At 64.8% G+C, this 16633-nt stretch carries 19 protein-coding genes and 1 pseudogene; 7 read left to right on the top strand and 13 right to left on the bottom strand.

The annotated features are described in order from the left end of the window. Positions 1-206 precede the first annotated feature (206 nt). From ACZY0B_RS01945 to ACZY0B_RS01935, 3 genes and pseudogenes are all read left to right on the top strand, one after another. Complete coding sequence (locus ACZY0B_RS01945) at positions 207-524, top strand: hypothetical protein (RefSeq protein ID WP_463762248.1); 318 nt, start codon at positions 207-209, stop codon at positions 522-524. A gap of 113 nt (positions 525-637) precedes the next feature. Next, a complete protein-coding gene (locus tag ACZY0B_RS01940) occupies positions 638-1129 on the top strand; it encodes a hypothetical protein (RefSeq protein WP_463762247.1) in 492 nt (163 codons plus the stop codon). A 10-nt stretch (positions 1130-1139) separates the two neighbouring features. Next, a pseudogene (locus ACZY0B_RS01935) lies at positions 1140-1306 on the top strand (ATP-binding protein); the annotation flags it as partial. Positions 1307-1494: 188 nt separating this feature from the next. On the opposite strand, the gene ACZY0B_RS01930 reads toward ACZY0B_RS01935, so the two are convergent. From ACZY0B_RS01930 to ACZY0B_RS01895, 8 genes are all read right to left on the bottom strand, one after another. Continuing rightward, complete coding sequence (locus ACZY0B_RS01930) at positions 1495-2265, bottom strand: enoyl-CoA hydratase (RefSeq protein WP_463762245.1); 771 nt, start codon at positions 2263-2265, stop codon at positions 1495-1497. Between the two features lie 22 nt (positions 2266-2287). Beyond that, positions 2288-3211, bottom strand: coding sequence for an MAP_0585 family protein (locus tag ACZY0B_RS01925; protein ID WP_463762244.1), 924 nt, complete (start codon positions 3209-3211; stop codon positions 2288-2290). A gap of 51 nt (positions 3212-3262) precedes the next feature. Next, complete coding sequence (locus ACZY0B_RS01920; RefSeq protein WP_463762243.1) at positions 3263-3727, bottom strand: lipoprotein LpqH; 465 nt, start codon at positions 3725-3727, stop codon at positions 3263-3265. 171 nt (positions 3728-3898) lie between these two features. Beyond that, entirely contained in the window at positions 3899-4501 is a 603-nt protein-coding gene (locus tag ACZY0B_RS01915) for a S1 family peptidase (RefSeq protein ID WP_463762379.1), read from the bottom strand. A 120-nt stretch (positions 4502-4621) separates the two neighbouring features. Next, on the bottom strand, positions 4622-5173 hold the full coding sequence (locus ACZY0B_RS01910; RefSeq protein ID WP_463762241.1) for a nuclear transport factor 2 family protein: 552 nt from the start codon (positions 5171-5173) through the stop codon (positions 4622-4624). A gap of 122 nt (positions 5174-5295) precedes the next feature. After that, positions 5296-6171 (bottom strand): alpha/beta fold hydrolase, encoded by an 876-nt coding sequence (locus ACZY0B_RS01905; RefSeq protein ID WP_463762240.1) that lies wholly within the window; start codon positions 6169-6171, stop codon positions 5296-5298. Between the two features lie 24 nt (positions 6172-6195). Further along, positions 6196-6366, bottom strand: coding sequence for a hypothetical protein (locus ACZY0B_RS01900; RefSeq protein ID WP_463762239.1), 171 nt, complete (start codon positions 6364-6366; stop codon positions 6196-6198). A gap of 167 nt (positions 6367-6533) precedes the next feature. Then, positions 6534-7682 carry a TDT family transporter gene (locus tag ACZY0B_RS01895; protein ID WP_463762238.1) on the bottom strand — a complete coding sequence of 383 codons (1149 nt, stop codon included), beginning with the start codon at positions 7680-7682 and terminating at the stop codon, positions 6534-6536. Between the two features lie 121 nt (positions 7683-7803). On the opposite strand from ACZY0B_RS01895, the gene ACZY0B_RS01890 reads away from it, so the two are divergent. Beyond that, the gene (locus ACZY0B_RS01890) at positions 7804-8010 is read left to right on the top strand and encodes a hypothetical protein (protein ID WP_463762378.1); all 207 of its coding nucleotides are present in this window, start codon (positions 7804-7806) and stop codon (positions 8008-8010) included. A gap of 23 nt (positions 8011-8033) precedes the next feature. On the opposite strand, the gene ACZY0B_RS01885 is transcribed toward ACZY0B_RS01890, so the two are convergent. After that, positions 8034-8672, bottom strand: a complete 639-nt coding sequence (locus ACZY0B_RS01885; protein WP_463762236.1) for a DUF2510 domain-containing protein — start codon at positions 8670-8672, stop codon at positions 8034-8036. A gap of 265 nt (positions 8673-8937) precedes the next feature. On the opposite strand from ACZY0B_RS01885, the gene ACZY0B_RS01880 reads away from it, so the two are divergent. Beyond that, on the top strand, positions 8938-10515 hold the full coding sequence (locus ACZY0B_RS01880) for an LCP family protein (protein ID WP_463762235.1): 1578 nt from the start codon (positions 8938-8940) through the stop codon (positions 10513-10515). 6 nt (positions 10516-10521) lie between these two features. Here the strand turns inward: ACZY0B_RS01880 and ACZY0B_RS01875 are convergent, their stop codons facing one another. From ACZY0B_RS01875 to ACZY0B_RS01860, 4 genes are all read right to left on the bottom strand, one after another. Next, on the bottom strand, positions 10522-11313 hold the full coding sequence (locus tag ACZY0B_RS01875; RefSeq protein WP_463762234.1) for an SDR family NAD(P)-dependent oxidoreductase: 792 nt from the start codon (positions 11311-11313) through the stop codon (positions 10522-10524). A 14-nt stretch (positions 11314-11327) separates the two neighbouring features. Next, positions 11328-12164 carry an SDR family oxidoreductase gene (locus ACZY0B_RS01870; RefSeq protein WP_463762232.1) on the bottom strand — a complete coding sequence of 279 codons (837 nt, stop codon included), beginning with the start codon at positions 12162-12164 and terminating at the stop codon, positions 11328-11330. Between the two features lie 201 nt (positions 12165-12365). Beyond that, complete coding sequence (locus ACZY0B_RS01865; protein ID WP_463762231.1) at positions 12366-13307, bottom strand: enoyl-CoA hydratase; 942 nt, start codon at positions 13305-13307, stop codon at positions 12366-12368. 93 nt (positions 13308-13400) lie between these two features. Continuing rightward, positions 13401-14372 carry a DivIVA domain-containing protein gene (locus ACZY0B_RS01860; protein ID WP_463762230.1) on the bottom strand — a complete coding sequence of 324 codons (972 nt, stop codon included), beginning with the start codon at positions 14370-14372 and terminating at the stop codon, positions 13401-13403. Between the two features lie 545 nt (positions 14373-14917). Here ACZY0B_RS01860 and ACZY0B_RS01855 point away from each other — a divergent pair. Beyond that, positions 14918-15082 carry a hypothetical protein gene (locus tag ACZY0B_RS01855; RefSeq protein WP_463762229.1) on the top strand — a complete coding sequence of 55 codons (165 nt, stop codon included), beginning with the start codon at positions 14918-14920 and terminating at the stop codon, positions 15080-15082. After that, positions 15083-16567 (top strand): alpha,alpha-trehalose-phosphate synthase (UDP-forming), encoded by a 1485-nt coding sequence (locus ACZY0B_RS01850; protein WP_463762227.1) that lies wholly within the window; start codon positions 15083-15085, stop codon positions 16565-16567. The last annotated feature ends 66 nt before the right edge of the window (positions 16568-16633 follow it).

The raw sequence follows: 16633 nt of genomic DNA, 5'->3' as shown, positions 1-16633 counted from the left end.
AGTACGGGGCAGGAATTGAAGATTGACGCCGGTGCCGCACTCGGGTGAAGTGTTGAACCACTTAGGACCTCACGCCCGGACATAAGGCCAACGACGAATTCTTACTGAACTACGTTTCAATGGAGCGCAATTCACGTTCGCGCACAGAAGTTCTACACAGTGACAGCACAGTGAACACTCGGTTAACGTGCGTACGGTCAGCCCGCATGATGAAACTGCTATTTACAGCAATGTCGCTGATGATTCCGCTAACTGGTGCGGCTGCAATGCCTGACACAATCGCCACGGCTCACGCCGACGCCATTATCTTCGCTCCGGACTGGCCCAACCATCGCCATCAGACGGAAAAGACGATCTGTAGTGCCCTGGCGCAGGGCTGGTCACGCCGCCAGATCGTCAATACCGCCGAAAATGCGAATAACTCCGACCTGACCGGGCTAGGTGTTGACGAGGCCGCAGAACGCGCCGACGCCTACATCGACGCCGCACGCTACGACGACTGTCCAACGCTCAACGCGAGCTGATCAGCGCGCGTTGAGCGTTCTAGGCCGCGAACCGGCGCGGCAACAGCGCCGGGTTCACCCGCGCGGCGCCCCGGGTAACTTCCCACTCAATGCAGCTGACTCGCTAGGTATTGATGCCCGTCGGTGCCGTGCTGCGGAAAGAGGGACTGATCGTGGGCGCCAAGCACCGACTGGCCGGATCGCGGAGCCGACGCCGATTACTCGTCTGTGGCGCTGCTCCCATCTCCATTCTGTGTGCGGCGAGCTTCACGGTACTAACGATCAGCACCGAAAAGCCAACGGCGCCTGAGCATGTGACTGCTGCCACACCGTCTGCATCGGCGACGCAGCCGGTGAGTCAAGAGGGAATCCTGATCGCGGTGTCGGCGGACTCGATAACCGCGCGCAGCGCCAGCGGGTACACCCAGACCTATTTCCTCACCCCCGACACCACCGTAGTCACGGGTGGCGCCAGCCAACCCGTCACGGCCACTTCACATTTCACGGTAAACGATGCTGTCGACATCGTCGGGACCGTCCAGGGCGGCCGGACATTTGCTACCAGCCTGAGCAACCACAATGTGGGACATGGTGAGGGTCCGCCGATGGATGGTATCGCCAGCTAAAGCCTATGTAGTCAGCGATCGCGGAACTTGGCGTCGACGCTCGCCGCGCCAACCCCAAGACCCCCGCGCGTCCCGCGGCATCATGTTGATGCAGGCCTGGCAGACCACTGCACCATCGACTCTCGCCCCGACGGCACCACCGTGTGCCTTGATTACTCTGCAAACCAAAAACATTGATGTGCGGCGATCGCTATCAGATCCAGACCAAGCCGCGACGCACCGTCCAGCACCCAGCTGAAGATTTCTGCAGCGCTCTCCCACATACGTTGCTGGACATACTGTTCGGCAGAGCGCTTGCCTTACTTTTGCGTGGCTAGCGCTGCACGACCCCGGACGCGCTTTCACGCGGTCAACAAACGTCGGGACTAACTTTTGCCGCTCTTGCGCGACAGGAACGCCCGCATGTGTTGCTGCGGCTCCCCCGTCAGGAATGACAGGCCGAACTGCTCGATGCTGTCTTCGATCGCCCCGTGCAGGGTCATGTCGAACCATTTGTTGAGGAGGCGCTTTTGTTGGCGAACCGCGTGCGTGCCGAATCCGCTGAGTTTCGTGGTCAGTTCGCCGATGCGGCCGTCGAGTTCTTCGGCGGCGACGACCTCGTGGACCAGCCCCCAGCCGGCCGCCGTCTTGGCGTCAATCGTTTCGCCGGTCAGCAACAGCCAGGCCGCGTGCGACGCCCCGATCAGCGCGGGCAACAGCGCCGAATGAATCACCGATGGGATTCCGACGGCCACTTCCGGCATTCCAAATTTGGCCCCCTCCTCCGCGATTCGCAGATCGCAGGAGATCGCGACTTCCAGGCCGCCGCCGAGGCACCAACCCGCAAGGCGGGCGATGACGGGCACGGGGCATTCGCGGATCGCCTCACACAAGCCCGCGAGCCGGCGGATGAAAACCTCGCCGGTGGACCGGTCCAGGTCGACCATCTCGTTGATGTCGGCGCCACCGATGAACGCCTTCTCACCCGCTCCGCGCAGCACCACGACCCGGACGTCGCTGTCTTGGCTGATCGTGCGGAAAGCGCCGGTCAGTTCCTCGATGGCGCCGCTACCCAAGATGTTGAGCGTCTTGGAATTGATCAACTCGACGGTGGCCAGGCCGCCGTCGCGGCCCAGCCCGACGAATCGTCTTTCCAACTAAGGGATGTCCCTGGTGCCGTCAGTAAAGCGGGACCCACACACCGAAGAACCAGTAACCCCAACCGCCGAACTGCCAGTTGAAGACCGGAACGACGGTGAAGGTGTTGTAGGCGAACGGCCCGAAGTCGGCGCGTGCATAAGCCACATCACGCGGCGGCCCGGCCCATGGGCGGTTCCAGCCACCCGGAGGCGGGGGACCGTCCCAACCACCCCGAGGCGGCGGGCCCTCCCAGTGCGGCGGCGGGTGGCCCGGAGGCGGGCCATCGTTCCAGCCCCAGCCCCGCGGCGGCGGCGGAGGCGGCGCACCGTGGCCGACGATGCTGAAGCCGACGGACGAGTCCATCGGACCACCGATGTCGGCGGTGGCCGTCAGGTAGGTGCCGCGCGGCTGGTAGGGCTCGTGCGGCGGTTGGGTGCTCGGTGCCACCAACGCCCGGGTGGGCCGCTGTCCGGACGGCGACGTCGTCTGGCTGCCGGCCGGCGTCGTGGTTTGCGCACTCGGTGCCGTAGTGGTTTGTTCGGCCGGCGTCGTCGTTTGAGTGGCCGGCGGAGTCGTGGTCTGTTCGGCCGGCGTCGTCGTTTGGGTAGCCGGCGGGGTCGTGGTCTGCGTGGCCGGGGCGGTCGTGGTCGGCGCGCTCTGCGACGCAGTGGTTTGCGGCGCGGTGGTCTGCGGGCTCTGCTGCTCAGTGGTCTGCGGCGCGGCCGTCGTCTGCGGCGCAGCGGTGGTTGCGGGCGCGGCGCTGGTCTGCGGGGGCGCCGTGGTCTCTGGTGCTTGCGGGCTGTGCGGTCCACCGGGGCCACCGGGGCCACCCTGGCAGCTGCCATTCGGGCAAGGCGGCGGGTCGAGCGGGGCCGAGTTGGCCAATCCCTGGTTCAACGTCAGCGCGGAGATGCTGAGCCCCGCCGCGACCGCCACCGCGCTGACACGCTTCCTAGAAGACATAGCTGCGTCCCCTCTGGGGCTTTGGCCCCGATGATGTCTGGTTGGCCCGCGCTACGGGCAGGTCACGTCCAGCTCGAACGGCTTGGTTACCGCCTGCGGCTGCTGCGGATTGGTCATGTCGGTACCGGTCGCGGTGCCCTTGATGGCGTAGTTCTTGCCGTCCACCGCGGCTCCGGCGTTGCTGCCCTGGTTTGGCGCGGCGTCGGAGAAACCGAACGCGATGCCGTTGACGTTGCCCAGTCCGACCGCGTGAACGATGGGCGGGTTGCCGTTGCTGATTACTGCGCCAACACCGGCGCTGGCGTCACCGATGCCGATGTTGATGTTGTCGCCGGCCGGCGTGCACGTGATCGGACCAGTCACATTCTGTTTCTGGCCGTCCACGATGACTTGCGGGCCGGACGGCGCTGCTGCCGTGCTCGACGCGCCGGTATTGGACTTGTTGCTGGAACAGCCGACACAGCTTGCGACCACCATGGCCACGCCAGCCGCGCCGATCACGATCCCACGTTTCACCGCCCACTCCTTCGTGTTGCTGGTGCCGCTACCTTCGACGTTCGTCTGTGTCAACCCCTACGGACCCTACCGGTCGTCACCCGTCCGTAGGCAAGACACCGACCCGGCTTGTACCCCGTACCAACCTCGCTGAAACCATCGCTCGTACGGGCCCGTTTGCCCGGGCGCGGGTCAGGGCAGAATGCGGATTCCCCACTTGCCCAGCAGCGGCTGCACCAGGGTGAAGTACGTGGTGTTGTCGTCACCGTCTGGCGAAGACATCAAGATCCCAACGGCACTGACGGTGCCGTCGTCGTTCTCCACGTAGCCGGGACTGCCACTGTCGCCGCCCAGACTGAACACGCTGGCTTCGACCACGTCGCCGTCGATGCCGGTGATCGTGCCGCAGGTCTCCCCCGTGACCGCACCCAACTTGCAGAACGGCGCACCCTTCTTAATTTGGTTGCGGGCCAACACATCCCGAACCGGCCTTCCGCCGACGCCGCCTACCGGCGCACCGATGGCGGGGACAAGCCGGATCATGGCGGCGTCGCGCTTGTCGCCTTCTTTCTCACTGGCGGTGATGGTCCCGAGCGGGACGCTCTCACCGTAAGTCCATACCGACCCGTCGTGCGCGTCGCAGTGTCCACTGGTCAGCAAGTAATAGCCGCCATCGTCGCCCTGCGCTGCGAAACCCGCCGTGCACCTGCCACTTTCATCATCAACCTGCACGCCCGGCATCGGCGGCGCCTCTGCCGCAGCCGTATTCGCAAACACCGTCGCCGCCATCACCATGGCGGCGAACACCCCTAGCCCCCGCAACCGCGCTCTAACCACGCCGCTCTCCTCTTGTCGGGCCAGGATGCTACCAGCCCATAAACGGCTTGTCGCAGGTCACAGCGGCGACGGGCGCTGCTAGGTGTTTGCGCTGGCCCGGGCCGCCTTCAACGGGCGGATATAGGAGGGGTCGCTGCGGTCGTGCGCGGCTCCCCTGACGCCGGTGAGCATGGCGAGGACCTCCTCGCTGATCAGATTCGTCGACTCGACGATCCACTCGGCGACGCACACTCGGTCGACGATCGCCCAGCGGCTGTCACGCCGCTCCAGGCGGTCCACGTAGCGGCCGCCGGAGATGGTCATGTGGTTGGCCGGCTCGCGATCGGTCCCGACGAACAGGTAGTAGGTCTCGGCGTGCGCCTGGTCGCCGTCAATGTCCGCCATGTGGTTGAGCAGGTAGTGCTGATGCCGCGTCTGAGTGGAGTGATACGCCAGCGCCCAGTCGATGAAATCCTCTACGGGGCCGACAAATCCGACGTGATCGTCGACCGCGTCGTCGTGATAAGCCGCGCGCAAGAGCTCCCGATCACGCCGGTCGATGCCCCGCGCGTAGCGCTGCACACAGTCGAAGATCTCGGCTCGGGCTTCCAGGCGAGCCACCCGGTCACGCAGTTCGGCGTCGGTCGTCATCGGCCATCCATTCGGTTGTGCCGACGATCCGATGTCGGCGGCTTTCCGTATGGAACAAATATTAGGGACTCCAACGGGCCGTCCGCAATGGTGTAGGCGCAGTAGGCAAAACGGCGGCGGCGTTATCCCGCGTCGACGCGGCGGGAGAGGAAATCCAGCACCGCTCCCGCGAAAACGTCATTGCGATCGCCGGCGACCATGTGTCCCGCGCCGCGGACGTCGGTGAACTCAACCTGAGGAAAGCGTGCGAGAAATTCGTCGGCGCGCTCCTGGCTGACCAGATCGCTGACTTGACCACGAATCAGCAACATTGGCACGCCGCTACCCAGAATCGCCTCGACGGCGGTGTGCATGCGATCGGCGTCGGTGACCTCGAACGGCGGAAAAGCCGCAGTGCCACTGATGAATTGGGGATCCCAGTGCCAATACCAACGATCGCCGCGGCGGCGCAGGTTGGTGGTCAGTCCCTCCAGATCGGTGGGCCGGGGCCGATGTGGGTTGTATTCGGCGATCGCGTCGGCGACTTCTTCAAGGGAGGCGAATCCCGATTCCACCCGGTCGGCCATGAAGTTGTGAATACGATTCGCCCCGGATTGCTCCATGTTGGGCACGATGTCGACCAGAACGACGGCACTGGCGATGCCGGGCGAAATCTCCCCGGCCAGCAGCATCGAGGTGAATCCGCCCAGCGACGCGCCCACCAGCACTGGCTTTTCGGGCAGGCCCCGCAGCACCTCTTGGACGTCGGCGGCAAAGCTGACGACGCGGTAGTCACCGTCGCTGGACCAGTCCGATTCGCCATGACCCCGCAAATCGATCGTGACGGCTTGCCAGCCACGTTTGGCGACCGCCGCAGCCGCCCGACCCCATGAACGTCGGGTCTGCCCGCCGCCGTGCAAGAACACCACGGCCCGCGAAAGCGGATCGCCCTGGCGGTCGGCGACGATACGAACGCCGCCCGTGCCTGCCGTGGAGAACTGTTCAGGAGCCGTCGTCATCAAAGGATCGTAAGACGCCTCAGATCAGCTGTTGCCACCTGGGGATTCGTCTCCGCCGCGAAACAGCTTGGCGATCGACTGGACGACCCGTCCCAGCGGGCTGCCCGCGCGTTGCGTTTCCTTGATCCGGTCGTGCGTTTGCTTGCCTTCTCTGGCGTAATCGCCGACGGTTTCATCGCCTTCTTCAGCACGCATGAGTTGTCTCCGTTCCGTTGCGGGCCAAATCCTTACGCTCCGGCGGCCCGGGATCCGACATGTTCGCTCCTCCGATCGGTTCACCGTTGCCTACCCGCGCGGCGGGTGTATCAAAACGGGGTCGGGCCACGCGCATCCGGCTCAACACGCCAGGGCGCTCTCTCGTCTCAGGACACGTGCCCCTTGCTGGCCTTGATCGGTGCGCTGCTCGGCGGCAGCGTGAGCAGATTGCCGCGCAGGCTGCCCCGGGTGGTGCGGACGGCCACCAATACCCAGGTGAAGAGCAGGCCGGCGTAGGCGATGGCCGCGGCCACCTTGAAGGCGGGCAGGTGGGTGTGAGCGGCGAGTTGCGATGTTCCGGTCACGAAGGTGCCGACCGGGAACGTCAGGCTCCACCACGTCAGGGCGAACGGCATCCCGTGTCGCAAGGTACGCATAGTGAGCGCGGTGGCCAGCGCGATCCACAACAACGCGAAGCCCCATACCGGCACTCCGTACAGAATCGCGAACGTGTTCATGTCCTCGGCCACGTCGTGGTCGATGGAGCCGCGCAACGCTGCCGTCCCGAGAAGTCCTGCGGCCGTGATGGATTGGCCAAGCGGACCCAACACGATCCACAGCGTCGGCACCCGCGCGGTGCCCGAAGTGCCGTAGAGCACCAGTCGGCTCCAGATCATCGCGATGATGTTCAACGAGGCCAGCAACGACAACCCGAACATCGCATAGCTGCCGTAGAGCATGGTCTGACGGCCGGTGCCGGCCGCTATGTGCGGCAGCAGCAACGCCCCCATCGCGGCCGACACCATCGGCGGAACGACGGGCATCAGCCAACCGCCGAATGCAGCATCGGGTTCGACGTCGTGCTGGGTGAACATCAGAAACGGAATGCTGACCGCGGTGAACAGCCCACCGAGGGTGCCGGCGGTCCACAGCACCCAGTCCAGGTCGACGCCGATGCGCTCGCCGATCAGATCCTTGCCGACCACGATCGCTCCCCCACCGACCGTCATCAGCGCCATGGGCGCCGCGCCGTAAAAATGGGCCATCTGCGGATTGCGGGCGTGGCCCCGGGCCACCGTCGGGTGGCGTAGCCAGTGACCACCGACCAAGACGATCAGCACCACCAGCAGCGCGGCGGCGATGACCCACACCACTTCGGCAAATGCGCGCAGCCCCAACACGTGGACCGGCAGCGTGGCACCGCCGATCGCAACGATCCCGGTGCCCATGACCGAGGCGAACCAATTGGGCCCGATGTTGCCCAGCACCTCAACCCGCGTCGGCGGCGGCGGGTCACCAGAGGTTGCACGCGTCATAGCTGTGAGACCCTACTTCCCCGGGATTGCTCGATGTTGCGCTTAGACTCCATCGGTGACGAATTCCGTGCAAACGAGGCACAAAGTGAACAGAGCCCACGTCTTGGCCGGAATCGTCGTAATGCTCGTGATCACAGTGCTCGCGCTGCCGACCAAGCAAAGGTGCGGTGCACCGGGCCTGACGTGTGCGACGGCATTGGATAAGCACGGCTACGTTCATTACTACTACGAAGTCGAACCGGTCGGCGTGTACCTCGCAGAAATCATCACGGGGTCGAATATTCGTATCTTCTACCACTCGGGCGAGGACCTCGAAAAGGTGCGTTAGCCGTTCGGCTGCAACAGCTTTCGTCAGCCGTGGCAGACCTGCAACGCGTAATTCACCGGTTCGCCGGACGGCGCGCCGAGCTCAGATGAAACCGTGAGCGCTGGGTTCACGAACTCGTTGTTGATACCGAATTTCGTTAGGTTCAGCGTCATCTCGACGGTGTCGGGTGCTGTGCGCCTGGCGTGTGAGCCGAGGTCCGTCCGGATGTCGGCGGCGTTGTGTCGGGCGTTGCGGATCGTCACGTCGTCGTTGCCCGGCTGCTGGTTCAGCACGGCGAACGCGGTGCCGTTGTTGGCGAGACTGTAGGTCAGTTGGTAGGCCGGCGATGCCGGCAGCGGTTCGGCGAATCGAACCGCGAGTTGCAGCACGTTGGCCCGGGGATGGCTGACACCGACCGAGGCCACTTTTGTTGCCGGCGGCGGGAGGGTCCCGGACTGCACCTGGCAAACGAGTCGGTCCGGCAGGTGCGACCAATCATCCGGCGACGGCCGTACCCAGTTGTAGAAGCCGACGACCACGACGGCCACCAACAATGCGAGGGGTAATACCGTCCGTAGACCTGGCGGGAGCCGCTGCCAGGTTCGCCGTAACCCGTGCTCAGGCTCCTCTGGATCGGCATTGTCTCCGTCCGGTGACGGGTTGGGACCGATCTCGTCAGCCACGTTTTCCTCCTGAGACCTGCCCGCGACGCTTCCGGACCCCAAGCTCGGGGCATCTTAGCCAAAACATGCTGGTAGCGGAAAGATTGCCGTCGGCGCTTCCATCGATTCTCGGGGGTGAGAAGGGCCACAGTGACCGGTTCCGGGCGGTCTTGATTGGGGGCTTCACAGCAAGCTATCGCATACTTGACCTCATGCTTTTCGCGTCATCGCCGCAAACCGCTGATGCGGTATCCAGTGGTGCGCGGATTAAGGGTCGAGGTCTCTGATGGCACGCTCCGGCGGTGCGCATCACCGCCATCGAGCGGTTCGCCGAACGTCGCCTCTCCGCAGGGGGGTGACGCGGGCGTTCATGACGCTGGTGTCCACGGCGGCGGTGCTGATGACCGGAGCGGGGTATTACGTGGCGCACGGGGCGCTGGGCGGTATCACCGTCTCGCAAGCCCTGAGCCCCGATGATCCGCGGTCCAGCGGCGACAACATGAACATCCTGCTGATCGGCCTGGACTCGCGAAAAGACCAGGAGGGCAACGACCTCCCCAATTCGATCCTCAAGCAGTTGCATGCGGGCGATTCCGATGACGGCGGCTACAACACCAACACGCTGATCCTCGTGCACGTCAGCGCCGACAACAAGGTGGTCGCCTTCTCGATCCCCCGCGACGACTGGGTGCCGTTCAACGGTGTACCGGGGTACAACCACATCAAGATCAAAGAGGCCTACGGCCTGACCAAGCAGTACGTCGCCCAAAAGCTGGTCAACCAGGGGGTGGGCAGCCAAAAGGAGCTGGAGACGAAGGGCCGCGAAGCCGCCCGGGCAGCGACCTTGCGCGCGGTGCGAAGCCTGACCGGTGTTCCGATCGACTATTTCGCCGAGGTCAACTTGGCGGGCTTTTACGATCTGGCGCAAAGCTTGGGCGGGGTCAACGTATGCCTCAACCACGCCGTCACCGACTCCTACTCCGGCGCCGATTTCCCCGCCGGCCCGCAGCGGCTGGACGCCTCGGAGGCGCTGGCGTTCGTCCGGCAACGTCATGGCCTGGACAACGGCGATTTGGACCGTACCCACCGCCAGCAAGCCTTCATTTCGTCGGTCATGCGGGAACTGCAGGATTCGGGCACGTTCACCAACCTGGACAAGATGAAGAGCCTGATGGCGGTGGCTCGCAAAGACGTCGTGCTGTCGTCCGGTTGGGACGAGGACATGTTCCGCCGGATTGGCGAAATCGCCGGTAGCGCAGCGGCAAACCAGGTGGAATTCCGGACCCTGCCGGTGGTCCGCTACGACAACATCAACGGGCAGGACGTCAACATCATCGACCCGGTCGCGATCAAGGCCGAGGTGGCGGCGGCGATCGGCGTCGACAGCTCGACAAGCTCGTCCCCGACGACGGCCGCCAAACCCAATCCGTCCACCGCCGTCGACGTGGTCAACGTCGGCAGCATGAGCGGTCTCGCCAGCCAGGTGTCGCGCGCGCTGAAAAAGTATGGCTACACCTCGGTTCAAGCCCGCGACCGCAACTGGTTTGATCCGAACTCCACGACCATCCAGTACGGCGCGGGCGCAGAATCCGACGCCCAGAACATCGCTGGCCTGCTCGGCCTGGATACACCCAAACAACCCGATTCCAGTCTGCAGCCCGGACACATCCGCGTGACCGTCGACACCAACTACTCGATGCCGACGATCGACGCATCCATGGACGATTCCTTAACGTCTTCGTCGTCCACCACCACGACGTCGAGCAAGAGCAGCAGCAGCTATTCCGGCTACGGCACCAGCACCTACCCGACGCCCGATCAAGGCAAGCCGATCGACGGCGGCGGGGTGCCGTGCGTTAACTAGCACGCCTCAGGCGTGCGTGCCGCCGTCCATCCGAATTTCGGTGCCCGTGATCCAGGCTCCATCCTCGGACACCAGCATGGCGATCACACCGGCGACCGCGTTGGGTTCGGCCATCCCCGCGCCGCTGGATTCCGTCGTGGTCGGCAGGATCGGCATCAGCCGGGGGAACAGCGACCAATCCGCATCCTTCGGGATGTATCCGCCGGTGGCATCGGTGATCCCGGACTTGATACTGCCGGGTGCCACGCATGCCGCGCGCAGACCGTCCTTCGCGTATTCCAGGGCCAGGGAATGAGTGAAGGCCTGGATTCCGCCCTTGCTCGCGGCGTAGGCAGCCATGTACGGGTGGGCGAACGACGCCGAGGTCGAGCTGAAGTTGACGATCGCGCTGCGCGAATTCGCCAGTAGCGCCGGCAGCGCTTCCCGGACCACCAGAAAAGTACCGGTCAGGTTCACGGCGATGATCTGATTCCACTGGTCGAGGGTGGTCTCGTGGGTGTGCCAAGCGCGCAGGATGCCCGCCGCGTTGACCAGCGAATCCAGGCCGCCGAGGTTCTCGACGGCCAAGCAAACACCGTCGATCACCGAGTCCTCGTTGCCCACGTCGAGGGGCATGGTGGTGAGCCGCAGCGCCGTCGCGGCCTCGACGGCGCGGGCCTGGGTGTTGTTCAGACCGTCGGCCGAGATGTCGGCGGCCACCACCTTGGCGCCCTCGCTCAGCAACCGCAGCGCGGTCGCCTGGCCGATCCCGGACGCGGCGCCCGTCACCAGGATCCGCTTGCCCTCGAGTCTGTTCATCTATTCCTCCTAGGTCAGACCACTCCGCGTAGCGCGTCGGCGCCGAACATCTGCTCCATCATCGAGGAGTAGTCCGGGCCGCGGCGCAGGATGTGGCCGCCGTCGACATTGATGCACTGCCCGGTGATCCAGGTCGCCGCATCGCTGAGTAGGAACATGGCCAGGTTGGCGACGTCCTCGACCTCACCCACCCGAGGCAGCGGCGTGCAGAGCGCGTAGTCACCGCTGATCTCCGGCGACTGAATAACGGCCGCGTCGACGAGATCGGTGCGAATCAGGCCCGGGCGGATGCTGTTGGCCCGCACCCACGACGGCCCGAGTTCATCGGCGGCCAGCATCATCATGTGGTCGATGGCCGACTTGGTGACGCCGTAGGGCCCGAACCACCGGTGGGTGTTGCTGGCCGCGATCGACGAGATCGCGACGAACGAGCCGCCGCCGCCCCGCACCAGTTCACGCGCGACGTGCTTGAGCACGTACATGGTGCCGTTGACGTTGAGGTCGACGGTGTTTCGCCACGCCTCCGAGTCGGTATGGGTGATTGGCCCGACGGTCAGCGAGCCGCCCGCGCAGTGCACCGCGCCGTTCAGCCGGCCGTGCCACGCCGTAGCCGCGTCGACCGCCCGGGCCACCTCGTCCTCGTTGGTGACGTCGGTGGGCTCGTAGCGGATCGCGCCGCCGTTGGCGGCCAGCGGCTTGATCTCCTCGACGGCGCCCGCCAGCCGGTCCGGGTTGCGGCCGACGATCATTACGGAGGCCCCGGCCGAGACCAGCCCGGCGGCCACGCCCTTCCCGATGCCGCTGCCGCCGCCGGTGATCAAATACGTCCGGTCTTCGAAAGTTAGCTGCACGAGGGCCCTCTCAAACTGGAACAGGTTCTAGATATAGAAGCATGCAGCACCCACGGTGAATATCGCTACCCCCGGTCTCGTTACGACGGACACCGATGTGCCCGCCTCCGAGCGACAAAGGGGTTGGCCCACACCGCAACGACGAACTTGTCGCTTTGAGGCGGGCAGATCGAGCATCGCCTCCGATGAGTGCGGTAGGTGCTACGGCGTATCGCGGCGAGCGACCTTGGTCGGCTTCGCGTTGCGCCAGTCCTCGACGTGCGGCGGCTGGCCGACCGGCCACCTGTTCTCGTTGAACGCCGCCCAGTGCGCGTGCCCCAACAGATGGACATGGAATGCGTGCCGCAACGCCTCGGTATAACCCATCGCGTCGGAGGCGGCATTGACCGAATCCTTGATCAGCAGCGACGCCATCGTGGGACGCTCGGCGATGCGCCGTGCGAATTCAAGTGTCTTTTCCTCCAATTCGTCGACTGCGAAAACCTTGGACACCATCCCCAGCCGATACGCCTCGTCGGCATCCAGCGAATCACCGGTCAGCAGAAGCTCTTTGGCCTTGCGCGGACCGAATTCCCATGGGTGAGCGTAGTATTCGACGCCCGGCATGCCTAGCCGGACGGCGACCACGTCGCTGAACTTCGCGTTGTCGGCCGCGACGATCAGGTCGCACGCCCAGATCAGCATCAGGCCGGCCGAGATCGCGTTGCCCTGCACCTGGGCGATCGTGATCTTGCGCAGATCGCGCCAGCGGCAAGTGTTTTCGAAGAAGAAATGCCACTCCTGGTGGTACAGCTTCTCCATGATCGGTTCGTAGGTCGCGCCGTGTGAGCGGAAGGTCGGATGCTGCCCCGGTCCGGGCGCGCGTTCCGCGAGGGCCTGCTCGGAGCCCAGGTCGTGACCGGCTGAGAAGTTCTTGCCACGCGCCGCGAGGATCACCACGCGAACGGTGTCGTCGGCCTCGGCGCGGCCGAAAGCCTCGTCGAGCTGAACCAGCAGTCCGCGACTCTGCGCGTTGTGCGCATCGGGCCGGTTAAGCCAAATCCGGGCGATGCGACCCTCGTCGAGGGTCTCGTAGGCCACCAGCTCGTTGGAGTTGGAGCTGGAGTTGGCCGCCGCGGCGTCGGCTTGTTCGGAGACTGTCATTCCGCCCACCTCGTTCGTCGTTGAATCGCCTTGTTTACACATTACGGCGAGTGTGTAAGCGGGTCCGAGTTGGGTTGGTCGCCTCCAGCCGAGCTACGGGCGGTCGAGCGCCGCCGCCAGCAGCGCGGCAGCGGATTTGAGCAGACCCAGCGAGCGGGCGAGTTCCGCGTTCTCTTCCCTCAATTGGTCGAGTTCGGTGGACCGCTCGGAGGCGACGGCGGGGATGGCATTCTCGACGGCGCTTCGGCGGGTCCGCTCGTGCACCGTTTCCGTCACCGTATTGCCGAGCGTGTCGGTGACCGCCCGGATGGCCATCCGTTCCATGTCGTGGCGCCCGTGCACCGCCGCGACCGTACGCGTCTCCCCCAGGTCCGCCGCCCCGTTGAACGCGGCGGGCGCCGGCACCGCCCGCAATTGCTGTCGCGCCATCTGGCCGGTTGCGGCCTCGGCACCGGAAGCGACCGCGTGCGGCTGCTCCAGCAGGTGGTTCAGTTCGGCTTCCTGGCGTTCGAGCTCCGATCCCCGCTCGGCGAGCTGCGCCTGCTGCTGCTGGATCACGGTCGCCGCCCGGCGAAGCTCAGACTCCCACCGGTTGAGCTCGGCTTCCCGGTGGCGAACCTCGGATTCGCGCTGAGCAACCTGGGCTTCCCGATAGCGCAGCTGGGCGACCTGCTGAGGAAGCGGCGTCCCCCGGTGGGCCGGCTGAGCTTCCTGGTGGCGGATCTGGTCTTCGAGCTTGCGAATTTCTGCCTCGTGCCTGCGGACTTCGGATTCGTGCTCGTGCAGCGCGGCTTCCCGCTGGGCAATCTCGGCTTCCCGCTTCTTGAGCCCCCCGTCCCGGTTGCGCAGCTCGGCGTTGCGGTGACGAAGCTCTGCGTCCTCCTCGATGTGGCGAATCAGCTCTTGCTCAACCAGGTCGATGAACAGATCGACTTCCTGCTCGCTGTAGCCACGCTTACCGACACGCGCCCTGGAAAACGCAACATTGTGAACATCGGCCGGCGTGAGAGCCATTGTTCCTCTCCCGAAGTCTTCGACATAGCGCAACGTCAAAATCTCGTGCACTGCGACTCAGGATAATGCCTGTGTCGCGATGGCATTCCGGTTTACCTTTGAACAACTGGACAGCAGCCAGTAGACAGCCAGGGTAGACGCGCCGCGGGCTACGGCCAACCGATCCAGCCGCACACCACCGTGTGACGACATCTTCTCCCTTCGCGATCCTAACCGCGAATTGCGTTGGCCCACATAAGGGTCTTACCCGGCCGCCAATTGGGACCGGGCACGCACCCCGCCGGACGCCTGCCGCCAGAGCCACCGCGAACGTTCGCCAGGACGCCCTGCAGAATCGCCTCCGGGAATGTGTTGAGTTCGTATCTGCTGATTTAAATCCAGCCCTTTGCTTGGCATCGGGCGCAATGCCGAAGACCGAATCTCGTCCGAGATTAATTCCGAATTCGTTAACAACTCCGTTTGTTTATATGAACGATTCGCTGCGCATAGGTTTCCGTCAGGTGTGGGTAGCGACAAACCGGGTCCCGCCGGCGGGGCTGAGCCCGCCCCGCCCCAGACGGCTGCGGGCGAATCCCCGCGTCGCATAGAGTTGTGTCATGCCTACCAAATCTGACCCTGGCGAAATCGGCGATGTCGAGCCCCTGGCCGACAGCACCGCAAGCCAGGCCAGGCGAGTCGTCGCCGCATACGCGAGCGACGCTGACGAGTGCCGCGTTTTCTTGTCCATGCTTGGTATTGGACCGGCGAAGCTCGACGCATAAATGGCTCCCCGGGGCGGCCAGAACTCGAAGAAGGCTTCACACTTCGGGAATTCCGACTTTGTCGTGGTCGCCAACCGGTTGCCGGTTGATCTGGAGCGGCTGCCCGACGGCACCACAACCTGGAAGCGCAGCCCAGGGGGGTTGGTCACAGCCTTGGAGCCGTTACTGCGACGCCGCAGCGGGGCTTGGGTCGGTTGGCCGGGCGTGGTCGACCATGAGATCGACTTCGACGACGAGCCCATCGCCCAAGACGAGCTGCACCTCTACCCGGTGCGCCTGTCCGCCGACGACGTCGCCCAGTACTACGAGGGGTTCTCGAACGCGACCCTGTGGCCGCTGTACCACGATGTCATCGTCAAGCCGATCTACCACCGCGAATGGTGGGATCGCTACGTAGAGGTCAACCAACGTTTCGCCGAAGCCACGTCCCGCGCGGCCGCCCACGGCGCCACCGTCTGGGTCCAGGACTACCAATTGCAATTGGTCCCGAAGATGCTGCGCACGCTGCGGCCGGACCTGACCATCGGCTTCTTCCTGCACATCCCGTTCCCACCGGTAGAGCTGTTCATGCAGTTGCCGTGGCGCACCGAGATCATCGAGGGCCTGCTCGGGGCCGACCTGGTCGGATTCCATCTGGTCGGTGGCGCACAGAATTTCCTGTTCCTATCCCGGCAACTGGTGGGCGCCAACACCTCGCGTGGAGCCGTCGGCGTGCGGTCACGATTCGGCGAGGTGCAGCTGGAATCCCGCACCGTTCGAGTGGGTGCCTTTCCCATCTCCATCGACTCCGGCGCTCTCGACCGGACAGCGCGGCACCGCGATATCCGCCGCCACGCCAAAGAGATTCGCGCAGACCTGGGCAACCCGCGCAAGATCCTGCTCGGCGTCGACCGGCTCGACTACACCAAGGGCATCGACGTGCGGTTGAAGGCCTTTTCGGAGCTGCTTGCCGAGGGGCGCGTCAAACGCGACGACACGGTACTGGTCCAGCTGGCCACACCGAGCCGTGAACGTGTGGAGAGCTACCAGATTCTGCGCAACGACATCGAACGCGAAGTCGGCCACATCAACGGCGAATACGCCGAAGTCGGCCATCCGATGGTGCATTACATCCATCGCGCGGTTCCCCGCGACGAACTCATCGCATTCTTCGTGGCCAGTGACGTCATGCTGGTCACCCCGCTGCGGGACGGGATGAACCTGGTGGCCAAGGAGTACGTCGCCTGCCGCAGCGATCTGGGTGGTGCGCTCGTTCTGTCCGAATTCACCGGCGCCGCAGCCGAACTGCGGCAGGCCTACCTGGTCAACCCGCACGACCTCGAAGGCGTCAAGGACGCGATCGAAGCGGCACTCAATCAGCCGGCCGACGAGGGCCGCCGCCGGATGCGATCTTTGCGACGTCAGGTGCTCGCTCACGACGTGGACCGCTGGGCGCGGTCATTTCTCGATGCGCTCGCCGAGGCTCATCCGCCGGACGCGAAATAGCGGCGGCAGACCCATGGTGTTGACGTCGAAACGCTGTGATACTCGATGCAGCGTGCAGGGAAGGCC

Source organism: Mycobacterium sp. IDUB_19 (genome assembly GCF_055419445.1).
The sequence above is the reverse complement of the archived record's forward strand: the minus strand, read 5'-3'. Positions and strand labels throughout refer to the sequence as shown.